We start from the raw sequence: 25,559 nt of genomic DNA, 5'->3' as shown, positions 1-25,559 counted from the left end.
CTTGCTTCGGCAGCGCTAATGAAAGTCGCGCGATGGCAGCTGCATCTCGCCGAGCAGATCGCTGAGGTCGTACACGTCGCCGGCAATCAGATGCTCCACATCGTCCACGCGCTCCCAGCGGCCACGCACGGCGAGCAGGCGCGATTCGAGCAATGCGCGGCGTCGGCGCAGCGCCAGATGCGACCAGACGATGACGTTGATCATGCCGTGTTCGTCTTCCAGGGTGACGAAGATGGTGCCCTTGGCAGTGGCTGGGCGCTGCCGCTGAGTGACCAGCCCGGCCACATGCACGCCGCTGCCGTGGCGACGGCCCTGCAGGTCGCGCAGACCCAGGATGCGCCGTTGCTGCATCTGCGGGCGCAGCAGCGCCATCGGATGCAGGCGCAGGCTCAGGCCGACCGAGCGGTAGTCGGCCAGGATTTCTTCGCCCATCCGTGGCGCTGCGAACTCCACCGCGCGTTCTTCCGGACTGCCGGGCAGCAAAGGCCGGCGTGCTTCCACGCCAGCCATCGCCCAGCGCGCGGCGTTGCGATTGCCGACCAGGCTTTGCAAGGCACCGGCTTCGGCCAAGGCCAGGCGCGCCTTTTCGTCGAGTGCCGCGCGCAGGCACAGGTCGCCGATGTCGGTGAAGGCGCGTTGCGTGCGTGCGGCCACGATGCGGGTGGCCACCGTTTCCGACACGCCACTGACCTGGCGCATGCCCAGCCGGATCGCCGGTTGTTCGCCGGGGTCGGCATCGCTGCACCAGGCCCGGCCGCCCACCAAGGTGTTGTCCCAGTCGCTGTGCAGCACATCCACCGGCAAGACCTCCACGCGCGCGCGCTCGGGGCTGCCGCGACGTGCGTCCTGCACGATCTGGCTGGCCGAATAAAATCCCATCGGCTGCGCATTGAGCAGCCCGCAGGCAAATGCCGCCGGTTCGTGGCGTTTGAGCCAACAGCTGGCGTAGACAAGTTTGGCGAACGAGGCAGCATGACTTTGCGGAAACCCGTAGGAGCCGAAGCCTTTGATCTGCTCGAAGATCTGGTCGATGAAGCTGGAGGCGTAGCCTTTGCCCTGCATGCGCTCGCGCACCCGCGCGCGATGCTGTTCCATGTCGCCACCGCGTCGCCAAGCGGCCATCGATCTACGAAGATTATCGGCTTCGCTTTCGGTGTAATCGGCCGCATGCATCAGCAGCTCCATCACCTGCTCCTGGAACAGCGGCACGCCGAGGGTCGGCTTGAGGATGTCTTCCACCTCCGGCGAGGGATAGTTGACCTCTTCGCGGCCCTGTCGCCGGCGCAGATACGGATGCACCATATCGCCCTGAATCGGCCCGGGCCGCACGATCGCCACTTCGATCACCAGGTCGTAGAACACCGCAGGCTTGAGCCGCGGCAACATCGCCATCTGCGCGCGCGATTCGATCTGGAACACGCCCACGGTATCGGCGCGCTGGATCATCTTGTAGGTGGGCGCATCCTCGCCCGGCAGCGTAGCGATGCTGTAATCGCGCCCACGCTGCCCGCGTACCAGGTCCAGCGTCTTGCGGATGCAGGTCAGCATGCCCAGCGCCAGGCAATCGACCTTGAGCAGCTTCATGGTTTCCAGATCGTCCTTGTCCCACTGGATGATGGTGCGGTCGGCCATCGCGGCGTTTTCCACCGGCACCAGCATCGATAAAGGCTCATCGGAAATCACGAAGCCGCCGACATGCTGCGACAGATGACGCGGGTGATCGCGCAGGTGCTCGGTGACCGCAAGAATCTTGTTGATCAGCGGGTTGGCCAGATCGAAGCCGGCCTCTTCGATGCGTTGTTCCATTGGCGTGTCGCCATTGCCCCAGCCATAGCAATTGGCCAGCAAGGCGATCTGATCCGGTGGTAGGCCGAACGCCTTGGCCACATCGCGCACCGCGCTCTTGCCGCGGTAGCAGATCACCGTAGCGGCAAGCGCGGCACGCTCGCGACCGTATTTGCTGTAGACGTACTGCAGCACTTCTTCGCGGCGCTCGTGCTCGAAGTCCACGTCGATGTCCGGTGGCTCGTCGCGTTTTTCGGAGAGGAAGCGCGCCATCAGCAGACGGGTTTCGTCGGGATTGACTGCGGTGATCCCCAGCGCATAGCACACCGCCGAATTGGCCGAGGAGCCACGCCCCTGGCAAAGAATGTGCTCTGACCGCGCAAACCGCACTACATCCTGCACGGTAAGAAAAAACGCTTCGTAGTTTTTCTTGGCAATCAACGCCAATTCTTTTTCGATGTCTTCGCGCACCTTGGCCGACACTCCCTCAGGCCACCGCTCACGCATGCCGGCTTCGGTGAGCTGGCGCAGATAACTGGCAGGCGTATGGCCTTCGGGTACCAGTTCGCGCGGATAAGCGTAGTTGATGGTGGAAATATCGAAGGTGCAGCGTGCGGCCAACTCCACCGTGGCTTGCAACAACGCATCCGGATAGATGTTACCCAAGGCGCGCCGCGTGCGCAGATGGCGCTCGCCATTGCGGAACAGATGCGCGCCGCACTCGGCCAGCGGGGTGGTGTGGCGGATGGCGGTCAAGGTGTCCTGCACGATGCGCTCGCGGCGCTGCGCCATGTGCACATCGCCGCTGGCCAACGCGGTCATGCCCAGTTGCTGCGCCAACTGTTGCAAGGCGTGCAGACGCGCCGCGTCGTCCTGCTCGCGATGCAGTTCCACCGCCAGAAACGCGCGCTCGCCGAACACCTGCTGCAACCAGGCGCCCTGCTCTGCCTGCGGCTGCGCGCCAGGCAACCACAGCGCAAAGACACCAGGCACAACATCGCGGAACTGCGCCTGCACCTCCGCACGCCCCAAACGATAGTCGCCCTTGCCCGCCGCGCGTCGTGCGGTGGTGATCAAGCTGCACAACTGCGGATAGCCCTGCGCATGCTCCACCAACAGCACAAAGCGGGTGCCATCGACGAGGGTGAATTCACTGCCGACGATCAGCCGCACGCCGGTGGCGCGCGCCGCTTCCAGGCCACGCACGATGCCGGCCAGCGAACATTCGTCGGTGATGGCCAGTGCGCTGTACCCGCAGTGTTGCGCGCGCACGAACAACTGCTCGGCACTGGAGGCGCCACGCAAAAACGAAAAGTCCGACAGACAATGCAGCTCGGCATAGGCAGGCAGGCCATCAGCGAGCTGCGCATGGGTAATGTCGTCGTTGGCCGCGCGCAGCCGTGCTGCGACATTCCAGGCGCGCGGCATGCGCCCGCCCGGCGTGTCGCGGTCCACGCCATCGACAGCGTCATCCCAGCTCATGCGCGCATCCCTTCAACCATCGCGCTGCCAGCGCAGCGTCTTTGCAATGCGCGGCAGATCGTTGGGTTACAGCAGCCCTTCGCGTCATGCTGCATCGGACGCTTGCGGCAGCGCTGCGATGACCCGCCGGGCACCCCACACTGCGCTCTGGCAGTGGCATGCATCGGATCACGCAAACCACCCATGCAGCATCCAGCCTTGGACATGGCCAGGCGCGGCAAAGACCCAGCCGCGTCGGCCGCGTGCGGTCTCCACCACGTAGTAATCGCGACGCGCCTCGTCGTCGTCCCACCAGCCGCTTTCCAGCCGCTCGGGGCCGGAGACGATGCGCAGGTGCGGATCGTGCAGAGGTACCGGCTGCGGCAGCAACCAGGTGGGCCGCGGCGGACGTGGCGGCGCTGAGGTTTCGCGCACCGCATCGCCGATGGCGCGGCGCCAGGCGCGTTCCGGGCGCGGGTCGTCGGCCGGCAGCACGCGGTACACTGCCTCATCGCCCAGGCGCGCACGCAGCCGTTCGCGCAGTTGCGGCCAGTCCACCGACTGCTGCGCACGTTGGTCGAACAAGTCGCGCATCGCCGGCACGAACGGCGGCAACTGGCGCGCCAACAGCCGCATCGCCACCACCGGCCGTGGAATTTCCACCCGCTCCAGCCGGTTGCGGGCCAGCTCGAACAACAACGTTGGCGCACGCTCCGGTGTCAGCAGGCCGATCTCGACATCGGTGGCGCCCTGTTCGTGTTCCAGACGCAGCAAAAAGCGTTGCACGCCGCCATCGCGAATGGACAGATAGGTGCACAGATCGCCGATCAACCTGCGCAGCGGGAACAGCAAGGCCGGATGGGTTTCCACCTCGTAGCCCAGCTCCACGCGTTGGTCGAAGTGATCCGGAGGCGCGTAGTACTCCAGCGTGTCATCGGCGTTGCCGTAGAGCTGGTCCAGATGATCGAGCAGGCCGGCACCGAAGCGCCGCTGCAGCCCGTCGCGCGGCAAGGCACGTACCGCGGCGAGCGTGCGCACGCCCATGTGCTGCAGGCGCTCGCCGGCATCGCCGGGCAAGGCGGCACGGCGCACCGGCACCTTGTCGAGGGTGCTGTGCAAGTCCGGCAATTGGGTCACCACCATGCCATCGCGCAACCCGGCCAGCACGCGCGCCGCGCGTGGGGTGGGTGCCAGCGCAAGCCGGTGCTGGAATCCCAATGCCTGCAACTCGTCGCGAAGACGTCGCTCGAAACGTGGCCACGGGCCGAACAAGCGAAAACTCGCGCCCGCCTCCAGCACGATGGCGCGCGACCATTGCTGGCTCACCAACGAACTGTGCCGGTACGCCCAGGCCGCAAGAAAGCGTTGCGTGCGCGCTTCGTTCTGCGCGTCGTAATCGATCGTGCGTACCTGCGCCATCAAGGCATGCGCCGCAGACAGGCGCATGCCCGGTTTCAATCCCGCAGCGGCAGCGGCGGCATTGACCGAATGCAGGCTGCGCAGCTGCGCCGGCCCCTGCACCAGCACCAGCGGCGCCTGCGGCTCTTCAAGCCGCCGCAGAACGGCGTCCAGTGCCAGCTGCGGCAATAAGATGCAGGCCCACAACATGCGCGCGCCTCAATGCGCCAGCCGCAACGGCTGCGAGGGCACTTGGCCGCCGCGGCACTTGCGCACCTGCCAGGCATCGCGCTCGGGCAGAAATTCCAGCCGCAAGGCCGCCGGCGATGCATTGATCGCGTGGCGACGATCGCGCAACGCAAACGCGCAGCAATTGCCGCTGTCGGCCGCGACCTGCAGCCGCCGCAAGGCACGCGCATCGCCGGTCTGCGGCCAGCCCAACACCGCCGCGCAGGCGCCGCTGCGCAGGCATTGTTCGAACGCCCACAAGGCGTCGCGCGGCTCGGCCTGCACCACTTCCAGATGCTCCAGCACCACCCCGCCCGCCTGCCAGGCCGGCGCGTACGGGATGAAGGGCGGCGCCACCAGCACCACCCGGCTGCTGGCGCCGGTCATCCGCGCCAGCGTGGGCAACAACAAGGCGATCTCGCCGATGCCATGTGCGGGCAACAGCAACTCGGTGAGCGCCCGCCGCGGCCAGCCGCCATCGGGCAGCAGCGCATCCAATGCAGCATGCCCGGTGGATTCGCCGCCATTGGCCGTGGCGGTGCCGTGGCCTGCACGCCATACCGTGCGCGCGGCCAGCAAGGCATCCAGCGGCATGGCTAGCGCGGCATTGCCGTGGTGTCGCAGCTGCACGGGCTCGCTCATCTCAACCCTGCCGAATCAGGCCGCAGTACAGTCCTTCGATCGCGAAGTCGGCGTCGGCCGCCACCACGATCGGCGCATGCGCGCGGTTGCGCGGCAGCAGCCGGATGCGCTCGGCGCCGCGCTCCAGGCGTTTGATGGTGATTTCGCCATCCACCCGCGCCACCACGATCTGCCCATCGCGCGCGTCGTTGCTGCGATGCACGCCGACCAGGTCGCCATCCAGGATGCCGTCGTCGATCATCGAGTCGCCCTGCACTTGCAGCAGGTAATCCGGGCGCAGCGAAAACAGCGTGCGGTCCAGCCACAGCTGCCGCTCCAGCCCGATATCCGCCCCGATCGGCACACCGGCCGCCACCCGCCCCAGCACCGGCAAGGCCAGCAAGGCATCGCGCCCGGCGCCGCCTGGCACGCGGATGCCGCGCTTCTGGTTGGGCAGCAATTCGATCAACCCGGCCTCGGCCAGTGCCTGCACGTGCTTTTGCGCGGCATTGCGCGAGGCAAAGCCGAACGCCTGCGCGATCTCGGCCAGGCTGGGTGATACGCCGGCCTGGGCCTGCTGCTGCAGGAAGGCCAGCACCGCAGCACGTTTGGGGGACAAGGGCGTCATGGAGAACAAGAACCGCACGGGACAAGGTGTACATTTGTACACTTATCGGTCGCAGCAGGCGAGATTGGCTGGTGCAGGTTGCTGAGCCGCTCAGCACGGCTGCTTGCGAGCGTACGATCAAGGAGTTATAACTTACGTAATAACGCGAAAGGGCTGCCATGAAACTCAAGATCACTGCCATCGGCAACTCCGCCGGCGTCATCCTGCCCAAGGATCTGCTTGCGCGTTTGCGCCTGGGCAAAGGCGACGAGCTGTATGCGCTGGAAACGCCCGACGGCATCAAGCTGACCGCCTTCGACCCCACCCTGGCCGCGCAAATGGAAGTGGCCGAGCAAGTGATGCGCGAGGATCGTCAGGTGCTCAACAAGCTGGCCAAATGAACACGCGCATGGTCGTGTGGATCACGCGCGGACTTGCCTCGGCCATCCATGAGCGTCAATTGAGCGAACACGGCGGCGCTGCTGGCGTGCGCGACGAGGCATTGCTGGATTCGGCACTGGCACGTCCGCAACAGCTATTTTCCTACGGCGATCCCCCACCGGACCTGGTGGAGTTGACCGCAAGCCTGGCCTACGGGCTGGCGCGCAATCACCCCTTCGTCGATGGCAACAAGCGCACTGCCCATGTCTGCTATCGCGTGTTCCTGATGCTCAATGGTGCCGAGCTCATGGCGTCGCAGGAAGAGAAGTATGTCGCCATGATGGGATTAGCAGATGGCGCATGGAGCGAAGCCGAATTTGCCCACTGGTTGCGCCCACGTGTGCGCTTGCGTGCAGACACGCAGGTACATGAGCCGCAGGGTCAGTACGGTTGATGCGTTGTCGGCGCCATGCGGGTCGCATGCGATGGGTGTACTGACCTTCCCTGCAGCTGCGACGTTTTGCATGCACAACTGTATCTCTCTACACAACGACAGCGACGCCGCGACCCATCGCCTGCGGCATCGCTTGGCAGCTTGAGCATCGTGGCCATCCATGGCCGTGCATCGCTAAGTTGCAGCTGCGTGATGTCTGCCTGACAACGCGCCGAAGAGCGGCTCAAAAAACGTAGCGAGCAGTCGCCAGGTGGGCGTGGACAGCGCGCTCGGAACCGGCGTGTACGCGTGGTACATGCCGCACCAAGCACCGGCCACGCCCGCCTGGCGGTGAGCACAGTCGTTCTGTTGGCGACTCAATCCTTCGCATACACCACACCCAACTGATCGATCTCGTCGCCGGCACGGCCAGTGAAACCGGCGATGTGCCAGCCGCTGGGAGCGGTCAGCGTATAGCGCTCGCTGCTCGGGGTACCCACCTGTACGCTGCGGCCGGTGTTGGTGCGCAGGCTCAGCGAAAACACGCGGGTGCTGTCGTTGTACTTGCCCACGCTGAAAGTGGCCGAAGACAGCGTTTCGTTGGCACCCAGCGACAAGGTCGTTGCCTGCCCGCCACTGCCGCCATGCGCCAGCAGTTTGCCGCTGTCCAGGATCACACCCACGCCATCCAGGCGCTCACCGCCGCGCAGGGTCACGCCACTGAGCCGGCGAGCGCCGGGATTGCCGGCCAGGTCGTTGAACGGCATGCCGTGCGGGCCACCGAACTGATCGCTGGTGCGCAGTTGATCGCCTACCGCCCAACCGAACTGCGTATACACCGGGTAATGATCGGACAAGGGCTTGCCGGCGCTGTCATAGAAGCCGCCAGCATCGAGCTGATAGCGATTGGCCACCAGGGTCAGTTGCGGTGCATCGCGGTACAACATCTTGTCGACCACCTCGCAGCTATTGGTGGGCGGCGTGCCGCAGAGCAGCGGCGTGGCACCGGCCGCCGGTGCGCTGCCCTTGATCAATTCCACCCACGCATCGGTGAGCCCATTGGAGGCGATCAGCTCGCGGATGTTGTCGTCGCTGCGGGTGTAGCGCGTGTTGGAATCCATCATCACCAAAACCGCGTTACCGGCCGACCAGGTTTGGATGAACTGCGAGAGCTGGCCGATATTGGCGCGACGTGCGGACAGATCGCCCGCTTCGACACCGGCATTGGGGTGCGCGTTGTAGACGTCCAGCAACACGCCATCGGCCAGGCGGACGCGCATGTAACTGAAACCTTTCGGGGTCAGGCAGTCGGTGCCGTTGCACTGCTTCCACTTGACCCGCGTGAAGTCGCTGAAGGGATAGTTGCTGAGCGTATTGAGCCCATCGCCCAACGCGGCGCCACCACTGGTGGCGGTGCGATACGGATGCGCATCGCCGGCGTACAGCGCGGCATGGTAGTTGAAGTCTTCCTGCACATGGACCAAGCCGTAAGGCGCCAGTTTTGGTGCCAGCAATGCGGTGTTGGTGGCCGGCGTTCCGCTGGACAGCCCTTCGGGCAGACCGGCGACGTTGTAGGTCAGCACGTCGAGCACGCCGACGGTTGTTTGTGCCTGGGCAGTGCTGGCGCAGGCAAGGCTTAGAGCGATTCCGAGACTGACGAGTGTGCCTAAATGCTGGAGCATGGATCACCTCTTGCAGAAAGGAAAAACGGCTGGCACGGCGGCCAGAAAAGCGGCGTCAACGACGCCGATGCGACCACGTGCGACGGCCATCGGCCGGTGCGCGCAGCGTCATTCGCTCAGGTACTGCGGGTCGATCGCCGCGCCGATCAATGTCGCCAAGGTCGGGAGCGGGCAGTCGTACTCCGGCGTGGCACTGCTGCAGCCGGGAATGAAGACCGGCGAAGACGGCGGTGGCGCCTGCGCTGTGAGCGCGCGGCGTTCGCGCAGTTGCGCCAGGGTCTGCGCGGTGTAGCGCACGCGGATCACGCGTTGCCCGTCGGCACGCCGCCAACGCTCAAACACCAACGCACCACCGGGCACGGTCTGGTCGGGCTGATACCCCGGCAGCTGCCAATGCAGATCGAACATGCCGGCCAGTAAGGTCAGCGTGCCGTCGTGACCGGACAGCACCACCAGCCGTGCATCCCCACCAATCGGCGTGGCGTGCGCGGTATTGGCGTGTGCACCGCGATTGGGATCGCTGCCTTGTTGCAAGGTTGCCAGTAGCCGCGCCGCCAATGGCGAACTGGCCATACGCGCCACCGTCGGCGCACGCAGGCGCAACGCGAACTCGGCCTGATGCGGTGCGAACGCGCGCAGCAGGCTGGCTTCGTCCAGGCCTTGCCAGCCCAGTGCGGCAAAGTCCTGGCCGTCGGCCCAGCCCATCAACAGACTCTCGCTGATGCCCGATGCGGCCGGTGCCGGGCCTTCGACTCCGGCAATGCCGTCATGTGCATCGCCCATGCGTGCGGGCACTGCATCCAGGCGTCGCTTGCTGGCACCGGCCTGCATCGGGCACGGCCGTTGCGCGCACTGCAATAGCAGTTGTTGCAAGGTGTCGATCGCATCGTGCTGGGCTGCATTCCAGCCCGCGACATCGCCACCGACGCGGCCGGCGATGGCCGCGCGCATCAACTCGGCGGCAGCGGGTTGGCGCAACGCCGGCGCGCCATCGAACAACGGATCGGACGCACCATCGGCAACGTGGTGCACCGTGTTCGTGCAGCCCGGCGTGAGCGTACGTGCCAGCGCCTGTGCCGAGGCGATGGTGCGCTGGGTGCGATTTGCCCAGTAATACACGCTGTCGCAGCCATCGCCATCGAACAGGCCGAGCGGTGCGTAATGGGCGCGATAGTAGCTACCGAACAATGCTTCCAGACGTGCGCCGTTCTCGGTCAGGTGACCGGCCGGCACGCCGAAGCGTGGCCAGGGACGTGCGGAATACCGGCCCAATGCTTCCGGGCTGGACATCGCCGCACGCACGCCATGGCGTTTGAGGATGACGACTTTTTCAAGCGTGTCCGGCACCGCAGCGGCGTGCACGGTTCCCAGTGGAACCAGCGCAGCAACGACAGCAGCAAAAAATCCGAAACACAGATGCGGCAGTGATGACATGCATTCGATCTCGATCGTGGCGCGCCCCGTATGACGCGATAGGGCGCGGCGTGCAGTGGCAACAACGCCACAGCGGGCGCCATTGCAGGTGCAGAGGACGCCTTGCTGGAAGGCACCCGGTTGTGGCCTCAGTCGTTGCCGGCAACGCTGGATCGGCGATCGGAACGGCTGCGCCACCAGACGGCGGCTGCAGCATGTCGCGCTGCACCCGTGCCAGATCGAGCGCAGCGTCCTCGCCCCATTAATTCCAGCTCACCGGCTTGCCTTGGCCACACTCAGAAACGCGCGCGCAGCCCCAGCGACCAGGTGCGGCCGTAGTCGGTATAGCCACCGAACAGGTGATCGCCGACAAACTGACGCTGCACTTCGCCGGTGAGGTTGATCGCGTTGACGAACACCGACAGCGTGTCGTTGACCTTGTAAGCCACGTTGGCATCCAGGCTGCCGAACTTGTCGCTGTTGAGCGTGGCCACATTGGCGGTGCCGACGGCATTGAGAATCTCGTCGCTCCAGCTGTAACTGACACGCGCCATCAACGGGCCCTTCTCGTAGAACAGCACGGCGTTGTAGGTATTTTTGGCCACGCCTTCCAGGCTGTCGGTAAAGCTGCTGCTACCGTCGTGATAGGTCGCCTTGCTGTCGGTCCAGGTGTAGTTGAGCTGCATGCCCAGGCCATCCAGCGGCGACGGCAAGCCGGTAAACACCTGCTGATACGCCACTTCCGCACCCTGCACCATCGCCTTGCTGCCGTTGGTCTTGGACGACAGCAGATAAGTCTGGCCTTCGTAGACCAGGTTGGACATCTGGGTCTGGATGAAGCTGGAAATATCCTTGTAGAACAGCCCGCCGGTCAGCGCCGAGGTCCCATCGATATACCACTCGAAGGTCAGGTCGTACTGCCATGCTTCGAACGGCTGCAGCGCGGGATTGCCGCCACTGGCGGTGAGGATTTCGCCACTGGAATTGAAAGTGAGTTTGGACGACAGGTCGGTGAGGTCCGGGCGTGTGATCACCTTCGCTGCGGAGGTGCGCAACACCATGTCATCGCGCACATCCCAGGCCGCGTTGAACGACGGCAGCACGTTGGTATAGCTGCGCTCGAAATGCACTGGCTGGGCCGTGCCGTTGACGTCGGCATGACCATCGGTGGCCTGCTCGGTGCGCACCACGCGCGCACCGAGGTTGCCGCGCAGCTCGCGGCCGGCCAGATCGGTGCCGAAATCGGTCATCGCGTAGGCCGAAGCGATCTTTTCCTGCACCTCATAGGAATTCTGCAGATCCGCGCTGTTGGGCGTATTGCGCAGATCGGCGCTGGTGGGCCAATTGCCCCAGAATGCGGATTCGACCGGTGCCAGCCACTGCCGGGGCAGGTTGCCGTTGGCGTCGGCCAGCATGTCGTTGACCGGCAATGCGGTGAAGTTGCTGGCCGGGAAGCGCACCCCGGCGATGCTGTTGAGCAGCAGGTCGGCACGGTCGTAGGTGCGTGAGCGCTCCCGATATTTGGCGCCTACCTTGATGTCGCGAAAGAAGCTGCCGTCGAGCACACGTTTGGCATCGAACTGCAGTGCGTCTTCCTTGTCGCGCGCATCGATCTGCCGCCATTCCAGCCGGCGTCCTGCCACGGTGGCCGGGTTGGTCGGATCGAAACCGTTGGTGAAGCTCCAATCCGGCACGTTATCGCCATCGGCTTGCGGCATGTCCACGCGCATCGAAAGGTTGGTGCCGCTGCGCAGGCGTGTGCGTCGGATCGGGTCCGAATCGTAGCTATGCGCCTGCGAGTGGAACGCCACCGCGCCCAGCGTCCATTGGTCACCGCTCCAGGTGCTGGACAGGCGCGCACTGCGGTTGTCGTCGGTGATACCGGAGGTTTCGCGCGAGATCTGCACCTGGCCATTGCGGTAATCGAAGCCAGTGATGCCGCCGTTTTCCATGCGCAGGTTGCTCATCCTGGACAGGTTGTCGAAGCCGACACCCATGCTGTATTCGTCGTAATGCACGGTCTGCTTGGCGTAGAGCAGATCCAGCGTGGTTTCCCATTGCGCGCTTGGCTTCCATTGCAGCGACGCCGCAACGCCGGTGCGTTCGCGCTCTTCCAGCTCCAGCGTCGGGCGCAGACCGGTCGGCACGTAATTGGCACCAGGCACGCCCGGCACACCGGTGCGGTAGTAGTCCCAGCTCACCTCGTTGACGCGGTCCTGGCGCAGCGTGCGTTGCGCATACGCGCCAGAGATCAACATGCCGAAGGTGCCTTCGGCATTGACCCAGTTGAACAGGCCGGACACGCGCGGATCGTTGGCATGGGTGCGTTGCGCCTGGCTCGATTCCAGCGACACATTGGCCAGCGTCTTGCCCAGTTCCAATGGGCGGAACGTGCGCACATTGACGATGCCGCCGATGGCGCCTTCATCCAGATCCGCGGTGGGGCTCTTGATCACGTCCAACCCGGACACCAGTTCGGCCGGCAGCGTGTCGTAGCGAAACTGACGCCCGGTCTGGCCGGAGGTGCGCACGTTTTCGTTGACCGCCATGGTCTGGCCATTGAGCGTGGTGACCTGAAAGTTCGGGCCCAGGCCGCGCACGCGCACGTACACGCCTTCGCCGCGGTCACGCACGATCGACACGCCAGGCACCCGCTGCAGCGCTTCGGCCACGTTTTGTGCCGGCAACTTGCCGATGTCCTCTGCCGCAATCACATCCACCACGCTGTCGGCATAGCGCTTCTGCCGCAACGCGGCGCTGAGGCTGCCGGCATAACTGCCGAGCACCTGGATGCTGTCCAGCTCCTGCACCGGTGCGTCTGCGCGTGGTACTGGCGCGTTCGCCACTGCCGCCGACGTCGGGGACACCTGCGGCTGCGCGCCAGGCGCGTCCTGGGCTGTTTCGATGGTTACCGTGGTCGGATTGAGATAGCGATAGCGCAGGCCGGTACCGGCAAGCAATTGCTGCAAGGCCTGCTCCGGCGCGATGCCGGCAGTGGTAGCACGGGTCTGCGGGTTGCCGGCAACGCCTGCGGCATACACGAATTGCAGTCCGGTCTGACGCGACAAGGCATTGAGTGCACGTGCCAACGGCTGGGCGGGAATCGCATCGACCGACACGGCCACCGGCGTGGTCTGGGCACCGGCAGTACCGGCATGCAACGCGAGAGCAATCGAAAGAACCAACGTACGACGCATCGTGGAATCCAGTAGGGGAGGAAGCAATGCGCAGCGCCACGCACAGGCGGGAATGCTGCGTTGTACCCGGACTACGAGGGACGACAGCGACGATCGGGCACCGGTTTTTGATGAATTTTCTGTGACACGTGCGCGGTGGCGGCGCGCATGCACGCAGGCGCACGACGCTGAGTGAGCGATACGGGTGCATCTGCGCGCGTGCGCAGGCTGGCCAGTCTTGAAAGGGACATGGCTGCGGTCGGAGCGCGGCATGCACACGATGCTGCTCAGCCGGGCGCGCCTGGCTCGGGCCTATCAGCTGGACAACGACGGTGCCATCCCCCGCCGCTGTCGTCAGTGCGCAGCGGCGCCCTGCTCTGGTCGGCTGCTCACGCGCAACACGCCCGGCGCAGCGACCACGCGCAGGTTGGGTTGGTCGTCGAGAAACGCGCGCAGGGATGCGACATCGTCGCCGCGCAGGTTACCGGTGAGCCGCAACGCGCCGGCGGCGGCATCGTCGATGAGCAGGCGGGTGCGATTGAGCCGATTGAAATCCTCGGCCACAGTGGTCAGCGGTGCATCGCGGAATACGATGCGCCGCTGCCACCACGCATGCATCGCGGCGACATCCTCGTTGGACACGTCGACCCGGCCGGACACAGCGTCGATCCGTGCGCTCTGCCCGGCGCCCAGGTTCGCCAGCATCGGCTGCTGCTTGCGGTCATCGCGCCACACGTGCACGCGGCCCTCGGTGACTTCGATGCGCGCCTGCTGCCGATACAACGCAATATCGAAGGTGGTGCCGATATCTTCCACACGCAGACGGCCCGCATACACCTGCAACCGACGGCGGTCCTGGGCCACTTCAAAGCTGGCCTGACCCTGCAGCAATTGCAGGCGACGACTCCACGGCGTGATGGTCGCGCGCACGCTGCTGAGCGCGTTCAGATGCACTACGCTGCGATCGGCCAATTGCACGCGGCGCTGCTCGCCATGCGCGGTGGCATAGGTCTGCGTGCGCGGCCACGCCCAGCCGGTCAAGACCGCCACACCGCACACCGCTGCCGCCAAACCCAGGCTCCAGCCGCGGACACGCGCACTGCGCTGACCATCGGTGCGGCCCGGCGGCGGCGTATGTCGAGGTTGTTGTGGGTGTGGTAATCGCGACGGCAACGGCAACACGATCACATTGCGCGACGCTGCAGCCGCACGCGTACGGCGATCGCCATCGAGCAAGGCATCCACATCCAGCTGCATCCCACGCAAGGCATCGCCCAGCTCACCGGCCATGCGCAGCACGGCCATGTATTCGCGCACATGCAGCGGCGATGCGGTCAGCCATTGCATGAAGCTGGCTTGCTGCTGTGCATCCAGCGCTTGCATGCGTTGCAGCGCATGCCAGTGTGCGGCCTCGCTGGCAGCCCTGCGGGTGGCCCAAAGACGCGTACTCACCAGCTCTCCCCGCTGTCGGCAACTGCCTGCCTGCAAGCCGACAACCCACGTACCACATGTTTCTTGACCATATGTGCAGACACGCCCATGCGCTCGGCGATCTGCTTGTAGCTGAGCCCATCGCGGTACTGCATCACCAGCACCGCGCAGGTGCGCTCGGGCAAGGTGGCCAGCAAGGCCTGCAACCGTTGCTGGCGCTGCTGACGGTGCGCGGCGTCTTCCACATCCTCGCCTGCGGCCAGCAATTGCGAAAACTGTTCCATTTCTTCGATCTGCAACGGCGCCTGCTTGCGACGCACCGCCTGCTCGCGCGCAAGATTCAGCGCCACCGTGTACAGATAGGCTTCCGGATTGGCGATGCCCTCGCCCTGGTCCTGCTGCGCGCGCAACAGGCGTAGATAGGTTTCCTGCACCAGGTCCTCGGCGTCCTCCTTGGCACCGCGGCGCATAAAAAAACCACGCAGCACAGATCCGTGCTGCGTGAACACCTGGGTCCACGCGCGGCTGGCGTTGGCTTTCATCGTGCGCGCTCCCCTTGCGCTGGGTGGGCTAGCCTGGCCAATTCAGGTGACACCACGATGACGCGCAACGCGCAACGCACCTGCAAAGCGGGCCACTGCGCTACGCAACCGATTGCCGATTGCACGCCATCGCAATGCAGCTGAGCGAACGCCACAGCATTGCGATTGGCATGCGCAAGCGCGACCGAGCATCGCTACATCTACACCGTCCCTACACCGCACCTTGACCCTAGGCGCGTCAAGGTGAGCCCCTCCTCCCAGCCATCGCCACGGGGTTCGCATGAATGCCACGCCCGCCACTGCCAATCACACGGCGCCGGCAATCGCCACCGCTGCGCCAACCTACCCGGTCAACCTGCGCATCGATGGTCAGCCCTATCAATTGCAACTGGAAGCCTGGATCAGCTTGCTCGATCTGCTGCGCGACCGGCTCGATCTCACCGGCACCAAAAAGGGCTGCGATCATGGCCAATGCGGTGCATGCACGGTGCTGGTCGACGGCCGCCGCATCAACAGCTGCCTGACGTTAGCGGTGATGCAGGACGGCGCCGACATCACCACCGTCGAGGGCCTGGCCGATGGCGAACAGCTGCATCCGCTGCAGCGCGCCTTCATCGCGCACGATGCGTTTCAGTGCGGGTATTGCACGCCGGGGCAATTGTGTTCTGCGGTTGGCCTGCTCAATGAAGGAAAAGCGCACGACCGCGATCAGGTACGCGAGCTGATGAGCGGCAATCTCTGCCGGTGTGGTGCGTATCCGCAGATCACCGATGCGGTGATGGAAGTGATGGGCAAGCCCAGCGACAGCAGCGACAGCGCTGCCACGCCGTGGACGCCCGGGACGGTGCCGGCATGATCCCGCTCAGCTACGCGCGCCCAGACAGCGTGGATGCCGCACTCGCTGCTATTGCATCGCGCGGCAACGACCCGCAGCCGGTGCCGTCGGATGCGCCCGTGCGCCTGATCGCCGGCGGCACCAACCTCACCGATTTGATGAAGCTGCAGCTGATGCGCCCCAGCAGCCTGGTCGACATCAATCGCCTGCCGCTGGACAGCATTACCACGCTACCGGAGGGCGGCCTGCGTCTGGGCGCACTCGCACGCAATGCCGACACCGCGTATCACCCAGAGGTCGAGACGCGTTACCCATTGCTGAGCGCGGCAATCCTGGCGGGCGCGTCGCCGCAGATCCGCAACATGGCCAGCAACGGCGGCAACCTGTTGCAACGGACGCGCTGCCTGTATTTCTACGATCACGCCACACCTTGCAACAAGCGTGCACCGGGCAGCGGGTGTTCGGCCATTGGCGGGCTAACCAAGTACAACGCCATTCTCGGCACCAGCGCGCACTGTATCGCCACGCATCCGTCGGATATGTGCGTGGCATTGGCGGCGCTGAATGCAGTCGTCCATGTGCAAGGCCCGCAAGGCGAACGCGACATTGCCTTTGCCGATTTTCATCGGTTGCCTGGCGATCATCCGGAACTGGACAGCACGCTGGCGCCGGACGAGTTGATCGTGCATATCGATCTGCCCGACGCGCAGCGCTTTGTCGCCCATAGCGCTTATTTGAAGATCCGCGAGCGACTGTCGTATGCATTTGCACTGGTGTCGGTGGCTGCCGCGCTGGATCTGACCGACGACGGCAGCATTGGCGAGGTGCGTGTCGCACTAGGCGGGGTGGCACATAAGCCGTGGCGCAATCCCGATGCAGAAGCGCACCTGGTGGGATTGCCAGCAACCGCAGATACCTTCGCAGCTCTGGCCGATGTCTTGCTGCAAGGTGCACAAGCGCAGGGCGAAAACGCCTTCAAGCTGCCAATGGCGCGCCGCGCCATCGTGCGCGCACTTGAGGTCGCACGCGAGGGCACCACCGATAACCGCGGGCGCACCAGTGCGCTGGAGCAATCGCCATGAACGCACGCAACACCGATCTATCCAACAGCGAATTGACGCCGCCGGTCGCCGACCAAGGCACCGGCTTCCGCCCCACCGGCACGGGTGTACCGCGCATCGATGGGCGTGCAAAAGTCACCGGCCAGGCGCGCTATGCCGCCGAATGGCCGGTGCCGGATCTGGCCTATGGCGTGGTGGTCAGCAGCACGATCGCCAAGGGCACGATTGTCGGTTTCGATCTGGCTGCCGCACGCGCGGTGCCGGGTGTGCTGGAGATCATCACCCACGATAATCGCCCGCACATGCGTGGCATGGATCTGTTCTACAAGGACATGACAGCGCCGGCCGGTTCGCCGTTTCGCCCCCTGTACGACAACACCGTGCGCTACAGCGGGCAGCCGGTGGCACTAGTGGTGGCAGACACGTTCGAGGCTGCGCGCCATGCAGCGCATCTGGTGCAGGTTGAATACGCGCAAGAGCCGCACGAAACCAACTTGATGACCAATCTGGAGCGTGCGCACAAACCCAAGGCGTTGAAGGCAGGCTTTTCGCCACCGCCCAAGGACAGGGGCAAACCGGACACTGCCTTCGTCAATGCCGCCTGTCAGGTGCAGGCCGACTACTACAGCGGTGTGGAGCACCACAACCCGATGGAGTTGTTCGCCTCCACCGTCATCCGCGAGGAAGACGGCCACTTCACCATTTACGACAAGACCCAGGGCTCGCAGAACAGCCGTTGGTATGTGTCGCATGTGTTCGGCCTGAGCAAGCGCAAGGTCACCGTGCGCAACCCGTATGTGGGCGGCGCATTCGGCTCCGGTCTGCGGCCGCAATATCAGCTGGCGCTGGCGGTGATGGCCTCGATCAAGCTGGACCGCTCGGTGCGTGTGGTGATGACGCGGCAACAGATGTTCACCTTCGGCCATCGCCCGGAAACCGTGCAGCGGCTCAAGCTAGGTGCCGACCGCGATGGCAGCTTGCGCGCCATCTGGCACGAGGCCATCGCCGAGACCTCGCGCATCGAAGATTACGTCGAGGTGGTGGTCAACTGGAGCGGGCAGCTGTATGCCTGCGACAATGTGCATCTTGGCTACAATCTGGTCAGCCTGGATCAGTACAGCCCGATGGACATGCGCGCGCCCGGTGCCACCCATGGCATGCATGCACTGGAAGTGGCGATGGACGAGCTGGCCTACGAGGTCGGCATCGATCCGCTGGCGCTGCGGCTGAAGAATTACGCCGAGGTCAATCCCGCCGATGACAAGCCGTTTTCCAGCAAGGCGTTGCGCGAGTGTTACCAGCAAGGTGCCGAGCGCTTTGGCTGGGCACAGCGTCCGCCGCAGCCGCGCGCACGCAAGGAAGGCCGCGAGTGGGTCGGCTGGGGCATGGCCACCGGGCAATGGGATGCGATGCAGATGTTTGCGCGCGCCCACGCCGTGCTGCACGCCGATGGCCGACTGGTGGTGAGCAGTGCCGCCAGCGATATCGGCACCGGCACCTATACGGTGATGGCGATGATCGCTGCCGAAGCGCTGGGCCTGCCGCTGGAACAGGTGACCTTCCAGCTTGGCGACTCGACGCTGCCTGTCGCACCGATTGAAGGCGGCTCCTCGCATGTCACCACGATCGGCTCGGCGGTGGACGGTGTATGCGGCAAGTTGCGCACGCGCCTGCTGCGCCTGGCCCAGGCCTTGCCCAACTCGCGCTTTGCGCGGGTCAAGCTGGACGATGTGGTGTTCGCCGATGGCACGATTGCATTGCGTGCCGATGCCAGCAGCGCGATTGCGTTGCCGGCCTTGTTGCGTGCGGCCGAACTGGAGCAGATCGAAGACAAGTTCCTGCTGCTGCCCAACGTGCTCAAACAGCGCAAATACACACGTGCCACGCACGCTGCGGTGTTTGTGGAAGTACGCGTGGACGAGGAGCTGGGCAGCGTGCGGGTGACGCGCGCGGTCAGTGCGATTGCTGCGGGGCGCATTCTCAACCCGACCACCGCGCGCAGCCAGATCATCGGCGGTGTGGTGTGGGGCATCGGCCAGGCCTTGCACGAACATACCCAGGCCGATCACCGCTTCGGCCGCTTCATGAATCACGATCTGGCGCAGTATCACGTCTCCGCCAATGCCGACATCCACGACATCGAGGTGATCTTTGCCGACGAAGACGACCGCGTGGTCAGCAGCCTGGGGGCGAAAGGCGTCGGCGAGATCGGCCAGGTGGGTGTGTCGGCAGCCATCTGCAATGCCATCTTCCACGCCACCGGCAAACGCATCCGCAGCACGCCAATGACGCCGGACAAGGTGATGGCAGACTGAGCGACCTGCTGCGGGATCTCAGGATCTCGCAATCAGGGCTGATGGCGTCTCCCCACGGGCTCGACATCGCACGATGTCGGGCCCGCTGCGTGATTACGAACGCGGCTTGCAAGCACAAGCTAACCCGGCTCAATCACTCAAACAGATGCACACCGCATAGCTCGCCGACATCCGGTACGCGCCATCACGCATCGATCGCCGTTGAGCACACGACACAGTGCCGCTTGACGACTGACGTCAAAACGCGATGACCACTCCAGATCAACACGCCGCACCAACCCTCTCACCTGCACGCCACCGGCATCACCGTCCGCGCACGGCCTTCTTCTTGCCCGGCGTCTGCGCACTGCCCGCCTGCACCGTGGACAAGGCCATGGTGATCAGACCGGCGATCAAACGGCGCAACACCGCTTCGTTATCCGCCGATGCCTTGAGGCTGGTGGTGGCAAGCCGCAGGATGTAGGCAAGATCGGCTGCCGACATCGCGCTGTTATCGCGCACATGCGGGCGCAGCAACTGCACCAGGGTGTCTTCCATCTGCTGGTACAGCGCATCCAGCGCGTCGGGCGCATACACACCGCAGTTGGCAACCAGATCCAGCCCGTTTTCGGAATCGATCACCGCAGCCACCGGCTCAAGCACCCAGATATCGAACAACTGCCGTAACTGGGTCTGCAGGTCCTGCGTATCGCGTACGCGCTGCGCCGTTGCGGCCGTGCAAATGTCGCGCTGACGCACGACCTGCGCGGCGAAGATCGCCTCCTTGTTGGGGAACGCGGCATACAGCGACGGCCGCGACATCTGCGCAGCCTGGGCGATGTCGCTCATGCTCACCTTGCGGTAGCCATGCCGCAAAAACAGCTGCAGCGCGGTCTCCATGACACGCGCCTCCTTGCTTTCGGCAGGCGCTGTGGCGGGGATAGCCGACTTCTTCGATGACTTTACACTTGACATTATTTGTAAATACGTAAATCTTACACGTTCCGCCAATTGTAAAGCACAGCGACCGCCATGACCTCTGCCAATCCACACACCAGCGGCACCAGCCGCACCACCCGCGCCTATGCAGCGCTCGAAAAAGAAGGCGCCATGGTGCCGTGGCAGTTCGAACGCCGCGCGGTACGCGCCACCGATGTCGCAGTCAAGGTGCTGTTCTGCGGCGTCTGCCATTCGGACCTGCACTCGGTGAACAAGTGGGCCAGCGAATACCCGCTGGTGCCGGGCCATGAAATCGTTGGCGAAGTGATCGAGCTGGGCGCGGAGGTCGAAGGCTTTACGTTGGGCCAGCACGTGATGATCGGCACCATCGTCGACTCCTGCCGGCGCTGCGCGCCCTGTGAGGCGCATGACGAAGTTTATTGCCACGCCTTCCCCACCCTGACCTTCGATGGCGTGGATCGCGTGGACGGCAGCCGCACGCGCGGCGGCTATTCGGAGTACTACGTGTCCGATGCCCGCTTCGTCTACCCATTGCCCAACGGCCTGGACCCTGCCGCCGCCGCGCCATTGCTGTGCGCCGGTATCACCTGCTTTGCGCCGCTGCACCGCTACGGCATCGGCCCCGGCCACACCGTCGGCGTGGTCGGCATCGGCGGGCTTGGCCATCTCGGCATCAAGTTCGCCCGTGCCATGGGCGCGCATGTCGTCGCCTTCACCACCTCGCCCAAGAAGGCCGCCGAAGCGCACCGCCTGGGCGCGCACGAAGTGGTGGTCTCCACCGATGCGGCGCAAATGCAGGCGCAGGCCTACCGCTTCGATTTCATCCTCGACACCGTCTCGCGCAGCTATCCCATGAACGACATGCTCAAGGCGCTCAATCTCGACGGCACGCTGTGCACGCTGGGTCTGCCCGACCAACTGGATTTCCGCCCGGTGTTGCTGGCCATGGGTCGCCGCAAGGTCACCAGCTCGGGCACCGGCGGTACCGCCGACACCCACAGCATGCTCGCGTTCTGCCAGCAGCACGGCATCGTGGCCGATATCGAATTGATCAAACTGCAGGACATCAACGCTGCATTCGAGTGCGTCCACAACAACGACGTGCACTACCGCTTTGTGATCGATCTGCAAGCATCGGCCTTGTAAGCCGACAGCCGCGCAACGCCGGCGCGGCCGGTGCGCGTGCCGGCATTGCATCGCTGCGTTGCAACGTACTCCCAATGCACAAACCCGCCTTCCCCAAGCCCAACATGCGATGCGAACCCAACCGGCCGCAGGGCATTACGCTGATGTAGCGTGAGCGCATCTTCCGCCCAGCAAGGTTCCCGCATGCCTGCGCGCACTACACGTCGTGAGTTGGTCAGTGGTGCGGCCACGCTCGCGGTGCCTTCGCGCATTCCCAGCGGCTGGACGCTGCCACCGGGGCTATCGCATGGGCCGGCCTTTATCGAGGCGTTGATCGCGCGCATGAGCCTGGAAGAAAAGGCCGGCCAGCTCAGTCTTTTCAGTTCTGTAGAACAGGGCGACAAGGCGATTAACGCCAACCCGGCAAGCAAGGACGGCGCCGGGCGCAACCAGTTGGCCGCGGCGCGGGCCGGGCAACTAACCGGCGTGTTCAACGGCGTCAACGTGCGCTGGCATCGGCAGCTGCAAGAGACTGCGCTGAAAAGCCGCAGTGATGGCCACCGGCACACCGGTCGTGCTGCTGCTGAGCACCGGCCGTGCGCTCGCGCTGCAAGGCCCTGCGCTGCAGAGCGCGGCGATCCTGGTCTCCTGGTTTTTGGCCTCGGAAGCCGGCAATGCAATTGCCGATATCGTGTGCGGTGTGCAGGCGCCCTCTGGCCGTTTGCCGTTGAGTTTTCCGCATGCCGCAGGCCAGGTGCCCTACACCTGTGCGCACCCGCCCAGCGGCCGCCCCAACCTGGATCTGCACGGCTTGCAGCGGTACACCACGCATGACCGCGACGTGCCCAACACGGCCCTGTTCCCGTTTAGCCATGGCCTGACCTACGGACGCATCGCCTACACCGATCTGCAGCTAAGTGCGCCGCAGATGACGGCGACCGGCAGCCTACAAATCACCGCAAGCATCAGCAACCATGGCAGCCGCGACGCCGACGAAGTGGTGCAGCTCTATCTGCGCGACCGCACCGCCAGCATTGCCCGCCCGGTGCGTGAGCTCAAGGACTTCCGCAAGGTCAGGGTGCCTGCCGGCGGTAGCGTCAGCGTGCAGTTCGAGCTGCGTCGTGCGCATCTGTTTGTTTGTCGGGCAGGCAATGACCCCGATCGTGGAGTCGGGCCTGTTCGACGTGTGGCTTGCGCCATCTGCCGAAGCCGATGGCGTGCATGCGCAATTCGAGTTATTGGGCTAAGTCACCAACAAAGCGCAGCGGGCGGCTGCCAATCGAGCGTGGATGGCGCACAGGCGCCGCGGGGCGGCCGAGGTGCATGGCACCGTCGAGCACCGGCAGCGCGCGCTTGCTGCCGGCGCAGTCGCTTCGACGGTTGCTCCAGGCGCGCCGCTGCTGAGACCGCCGCGGCACCGGCTGATGTTGCGAGTGCTGGACAACCGCGGCGCACCGGATGTCGCTGCGCTTTACGCTCCGGCCAGCACCTGTACCAGGAACGGCGCGGTGCGACTGGTACGGTGCCGCGCAACCGCATCCGGCGTGCCTGCAACCACCACGTTGCCGCCGGCACCGCCCGCGCCCGGCCCCATGTCCAGCACCCAATCGCTGCTGGCAGCCACGCGCATATCGTGCTCGACCACGATCACCGTATTGCCGGCGTCCACCAGTCCTTGCAGCTGGGTCATCAAAGTATCCACGTCGGACGGATGCAGGCCGGTGGTGGGCTCGTCCAGCACGTAGACGGTGTCGCGCCGCTGGGCGCGTTGCAGTTCGGTAGCCAGCTTGATGCGCTGCGCTTCGCCACCGGACAATTCGGTGGCCGGCTGGCCCAGACGCAGATACCCCAGCCCCACTTCGCGCAACACTTGCAACGGCCGCAACACGCTGGCGTCGTCGGCAAAAAATGCCACCGCCTGATCCACCGTCATTGCCAACACCTGCGCGATGGTGTGCCCGCGCAGTTCGATTTCCAGCGTCTTGGCGTTGTAGCGCGCGCCATGGCAGGTGGGGCACGGTGCGTACACGCTGGGCATGAACAGCAGTTCCACCGACACCGAGCCTTCGCCTTCGCACGTGGCGCAGCGGCCCTTGGCGACGTTGAAGGAGAATTGCCCGGGGTCGTAGCGACGGCGGCGCGCAGTGGGCGTGGCCGCAAACAACTTGCGCACCGGATCGAACAAGCCGGTGTAGGTGGCCAGGTTGGACCGTGGCGTGCGGCCGATCGGTTTTTGATCCACGCGCACCAGCCGGCGCACGCGATCGAGCCCGCCGACGATCGCGCCACCCAGCGGCACCTGCGTGCCGCGCTCCAAGGGGTCCAGCGCGTCGTCCTCTTCAGACGCTGCATGACCAAGATGCGCGGCCAGCAATTCCACCAGCGCCTGGCTCACCAGCGACGATTTGCCCGAGCCGGACACACCGGTCACCGTGGTGAACACGCCCAACGGCAGATCCACATCCAGCGCGCGCACGTTGTTGCGAGTAATGCCGCGCAGCTGCAGCCAACCGGTCGCGGCGCGCGCATGGCTTAGCACCGCTGGTGGCGTGCCGAACAGATAACGCCGCGTGGACGATGCCGCCACCGCGTCCAGACCCGCTGGCGGCCCGCTGTAAAGCACCTGCCCGCCATGGACGCCGGCCGCAGGGCCCACGTCCACGATCCAGTCGGCATGGCGGATCACATCCACCTCGTGCTCGACCACGAACACCGAATTACCCGCCGCCTTCAACTGGTCCAGCGCGCCCAGCAGCGCCTGCGCGTCGGCCGGGTGCAAGCCCGCCGATGGCTCGTCCATCACGTACACCACGCCGAACAACTGCGAGCGGATCTGCGTGGCAAGCCTTAGGCGTTGCAGCTCGCCCGGCGACAGCGTGGGCGTGCTGCGCTCCAGGCTGAGATAGCCCAGGCCCAGCGCCTGCACCACCGCGATCCGCGCGCGCAAATCCTCGGCAATGCGTTGCGCGGCAATCACCTGTTCCGGGTGCTGCGCGGCGCCCTTTTTTTTTGCCTGCGTCCGCACATCGGCATCGGCGGCCGGGCGCAACAGCTCGGCGACCTCATCCAGCGGCCTGCGCGACAGCTCGCCGATATCCAGCCCGGCAAAGGTCACCGACAACGCTTCGCGCCGCAGCCGCTTGCCATCGCATTGTGGGCACAGCGTGCTGACCAGATACTGCGCCACGCGCTTTTTCATCTGCGCGCTCTGCGTGCTGGCAAAGGTGTGCAACACATAGCGCCGCGCACTGGTAAAGGTGCCCATGTAGCTGGGCTCTTCCTTGCGTTTGAGTGCGCGCTTGACCTCGTCCAGGGTGTAGCCGGCATACACCGGCACCACCGGTTGCTCATCGGTGTACAGAATCCAGTCGCGGGTTTTCTTCGGCAGCGTGTGCCACGGCACATCTACATCGTGGCCCAGCGTGGTGAGGATGTCGCGCTGGTTCTGCCCATGCCAGGCGCCCGGCCAGGCGGCCACCGCGCGCTCGCGGATGCTCAGGCTGCGGTCGAGCACCATGGTGGCTTCGGTGGCGTCGTAGATGCGGCCCAGGCCGTGACAGGTGGGACAGGCGCCGGCCGGCGTATTGGGCGAAAACCCGTCCGCATAGATGATCTCCTGCCCAGGCGGATAGCTGCCCGCGCGCGAATACAGCATGCGCAGCGAGTTGGAGATGGTGGTGACGCTGCCCACCGACGAGCGCGCACTCGGTGCGCCGCGTGCCTGCTGCAGCGCCACCGCTGGCGGCAGCCCATCGATGGCATCCACTTCCGGCACGCCCACCTGGTCGATCAGGCGACGCGCATACGGCGAGATCGAATCCAGATAACGGCGTTGCGCCTCGGCAAAAATGGTGCCGAACGCCAGCGACGACTTGCCCGAACCAGAGACGCCGGTGAACACCACCAGCGCATCGCGTGGAATGTCCACGTCCACATTCTTGAGGTTGTGCTCACGCGCACCGCGCACACGCACCAGGCCGGAGGAAGACGACGTTGCATTAGACATGACTAGCGAACCGACATTCGACAGCGCGCTAGCCTAACGCGGCACGCATGCAGCCGATGTCGTCGTAGATCGTCTAGGTGCAGCCGAGTGCTTTAGGTCAACCGCCTGGTCGGTCGAGGA

At 65.0% G+C, this 25,559-nt stretch carries 18 protein-coding genes, 1 other RNA gene and 1 pseudogene; 8 read left to right on the top strand and 12 right to left on the bottom strand.

Translation table 11 applies throughout. The features are described from left to right. Positions 1-15 precede the first annotated feature (15 nt). The 4 genes from ABQU90_RS02380 to lexA all read right to left on the bottom strand — a co-directional run bounded on the left by ABQU90_RS02380 (position 16) and on the right by lexA (position 6,121). Positions 16-3,267 carry an error-prone DNA polymerase gene (locus ABQU90_RS02380; protein ID WP_161964638.1) on the bottom strand — a complete coding sequence of 1,084 codons (3,252 nt, stop codon included), beginning with the start codon at positions 3,265-3,267 and terminating at the stop codon, positions 16-18. 168 nt (positions 3,268-3,435) lie between these two features. Next, positions 3,436-4,854: a Y-family DNA polymerase gene (locus tag ABQU90_RS02375; protein ID WP_323523239.1), complete on the bottom strand. Its 1,419-nt coding sequence runs from the start codon at positions 4,852-4,854 to the stop codon at positions 3,436-3,438. A 9-nt stretch (positions 4,855-4,863) separates the two neighbouring features. Next, positions 4,864-5,514, bottom strand: coding sequence for a translesion DNA synthesis-associated protein ImuA (gene imuA, locus ABQU90_RS02370; protein WP_323523238.1), 651 nt, complete (start codon positions 5,512-5,514; stop codon positions 4,864-4,866). A gap of 1 nt (position 5,515) precedes the next feature. After that, the gene (lexA, locus tag ABQU90_RS02365) at positions 5,516-6,121 is read right to left on the bottom strand and encodes a transcriptional repressor LexA (protein ID WP_115514427.1); all 606 of its coding nucleotides are present in this window, start codon (positions 6,119-6,121) and stop codon (positions 5,516-5,518) included. 158 nt (positions 6,122-6,279) lie between these two features. On the opposite strand from lexA, the gene ABQU90_RS02360 reads away from it, so the two are divergent. After that, positions 6,280-6,501: an AbrB/MazE/SpoVT family DNA-binding domain-containing protein gene (locus ABQU90_RS02360; RefSeq protein ID WP_055845667.1), complete on the top strand. Its 222-nt coding sequence runs from the start codon at positions 6,280-6,282 to the stop codon at positions 6,499-6,501. Positions 6,502-6,509: 8 nt separating this feature from the next. Then, positions 6,510-6,935 carry a type II toxin-antitoxin system death-on-curing family toxin gene (locus ABQU90_RS02355; RefSeq protein ID WP_055846280.1) on the top strand — a complete coding sequence of 142 codons (426 nt, stop codon included), beginning with the start codon at positions 6,510-6,512 and terminating at the stop codon, positions 6,933-6,935. Positions 6,936-7,155: 220 nt separating this feature from the next. On the opposite strand, the gene ABQU90_RS02350 is transcribed toward ABQU90_RS02355, so the two are convergent. The 6 genes from ABQU90_RS02350 to ABQU90_RS02325 form a co-directional block, all read right to left on the bottom strand. Then, positions 7,156-7,232: non-coding RNA, sX9 sRNA (locus tag ABQU90_RS02350), on the bottom strand. Between the two features lie 59 nt (positions 7,233-7,291). Then, positions 7,292-8,596 carry a jacalin-like lectin gene (locus ABQU90_RS02345; protein WP_323523237.1) on the bottom strand — a complete coding sequence of 435 codons (1,305 nt, stop codon included), beginning with the start codon at positions 8,594-8,596 and terminating at the stop codon, positions 7,292-7,294. A 108-nt stretch (positions 8,597-8,704) separates the two neighbouring features. Beyond that, positions 8,705-10,030 carry a histidine-type phosphatase gene (locus tag ABQU90_RS02340; RefSeq protein ID WP_323523236.1) on the bottom strand — a complete coding sequence of 442 codons (1,326 nt, stop codon included), beginning with the start codon at positions 10,028-10,030 and terminating at the stop codon, positions 8,705-8,707. Positions 10,031-10,305: 275 nt separating this feature from the next. Continuing rightward, entirely contained in the window at positions 10,306-13,206 is a 2,901-nt protein-coding gene (locus tag ABQU90_RS02335; RefSeq protein ID WP_323523235.1) for a TonB-dependent receptor, read from the bottom strand. Between the two features lie 333 nt (positions 13,207-13,539). Beyond that, positions 13,540-14,637, bottom strand: a complete 1,098-nt coding sequence (locus ABQU90_RS02330; protein WP_323523234.1) for a FecR family protein — start codon at positions 14,635-14,637, stop codon at positions 13,540-13,542. Continuing rightward, positions 14,634-15,158 carry an RNA polymerase sigma factor gene (locus ABQU90_RS02325; protein ID WP_323523233.1) on the bottom strand — a complete coding sequence of 175 codons (525 nt, stop codon included), beginning with the start codon at positions 15,156-15,158 and terminating at the stop codon, positions 14,634-14,636. The genes ABQU90_RS02330 and ABQU90_RS02325 overlap by 4 nt, the downstream gene beginning before the upstream one ends. A 280-nt stretch (positions 15,159-15,438) precedes the next feature. Here ABQU90_RS02325 and ABQU90_RS02320 point away from each other — a divergent pair, with 280 nt between their 5' ends. From ABQU90_RS02320 to ABQU90_RS02310, 3 genes are read left to right on the top strand one after another with little or no spacing between them, the layout of a single operon-like run. Then, positions 15,439-16,014, top strand: coding sequence for a (2Fe-2S)-binding protein (locus ABQU90_RS02320; protein ID WP_323523232.1), 576 nt, complete (start codon positions 15,439-15,441; stop codon positions 16,012-16,014). Then, on the top strand, positions 15,987-17,075 hold the full coding sequence (locus ABQU90_RS02315; RefSeq protein ID WP_323523231.1) for an FAD binding domain-containing protein: 1,089 nt from the start codon (positions 15,987-15,989) through the stop codon (positions 17,073-17,075). The genes ABQU90_RS02320 and ABQU90_RS02315 overlap by 28 nt, the downstream gene beginning before the upstream one ends. After that, on the top strand, positions 17,072-19,369 hold the full coding sequence (locus tag ABQU90_RS02310) for a xanthine dehydrogenase family protein molybdopterin-binding subunit (RefSeq protein ID WP_323523230.1): 2,298 nt from the start codon (positions 17,072-17,074) through the stop codon (positions 19,367-19,369). Before ABQU90_RS02315 ends, ABQU90_RS02310 begins: the two co-directional genes overlap by 4 nt. A 303-nt stretch (positions 19,370-19,672) precedes the next feature. Here the strand turns inward: ABQU90_RS02310 and ABQU90_RS02305 are convergent, their stop codons facing one another. Beyond that, on the bottom strand, positions 19,673-20,248 hold the full coding sequence (locus ABQU90_RS02305) for a TetR/AcrR family transcriptional regulator (RefSeq protein ID WP_323523229.1): 576 nt from the start codon (positions 20,246-20,248) through the stop codon (positions 19,673-19,675). Between the two features lie 132 nt (positions 20,249-20,380). On the opposite strand from ABQU90_RS02305, the gene ABQU90_RS02300 reads away from it, so the two are divergent. From ABQU90_RS02300 to ABQU90_RS02290, 3 genes and pseudogenes are all read left to right on the top strand, one after another. Then, positions 20,381-21,454, top strand: coding sequence for an NAD(P)-dependent alcohol dehydrogenase (locus ABQU90_RS02300; protein WP_323523228.1), 1,074 nt, complete (start codon positions 20,381-20,383; stop codon positions 21,452-21,454). 532 nt (positions 21,455-21,986) lie between these two features. Continuing rightward, positions 21,987-22,505, top strand: a pseudogene (locus ABQU90_RS02295) (glycoside hydrolase family 3 C-terminal domain-containing protein); the annotation flags it as partial. A gap of 49 nt (positions 22,506-22,554) precedes the next feature. Beyond that, positions 22,555-22,680 carry a hypothetical protein gene (locus ABQU90_RS02290; RefSeq protein ID WP_349780874.1) on the top strand — a complete coding sequence of 42 codons (126 nt, stop codon included), beginning with the start codon at positions 22,555-22,557 and terminating at the stop codon, positions 22,678-22,680. Between the two features lie 224 nt (positions 22,681-22,904). On the opposite strand, the gene ABQU90_RS02285 is transcribed toward ABQU90_RS02290, so the two are convergent. Next, entirely contained in the window at positions 22,905-25,439 is a 2,535-nt protein-coding gene (locus ABQU90_RS02285) for an excinuclease ABC subunit UvrA (RefSeq protein ID WP_323523227.1), read from the bottom strand. Between the last annotated feature and the right edge of the window lie 120 nt (positions 25,440-25,559).

The sequence above is a fragment of the Xanthomonas sp. WHRI 10207 genome, assembly GCF_040202975.1.
Lineage (GTDB): Bacteria > Pseudomonadota > Gammaproteobacteria > Xanthomonadales > Xanthomonadaceae > Xanthomonas.
This window is presented reverse-complemented; position numbering and strand designations above follow the sequence as displayed.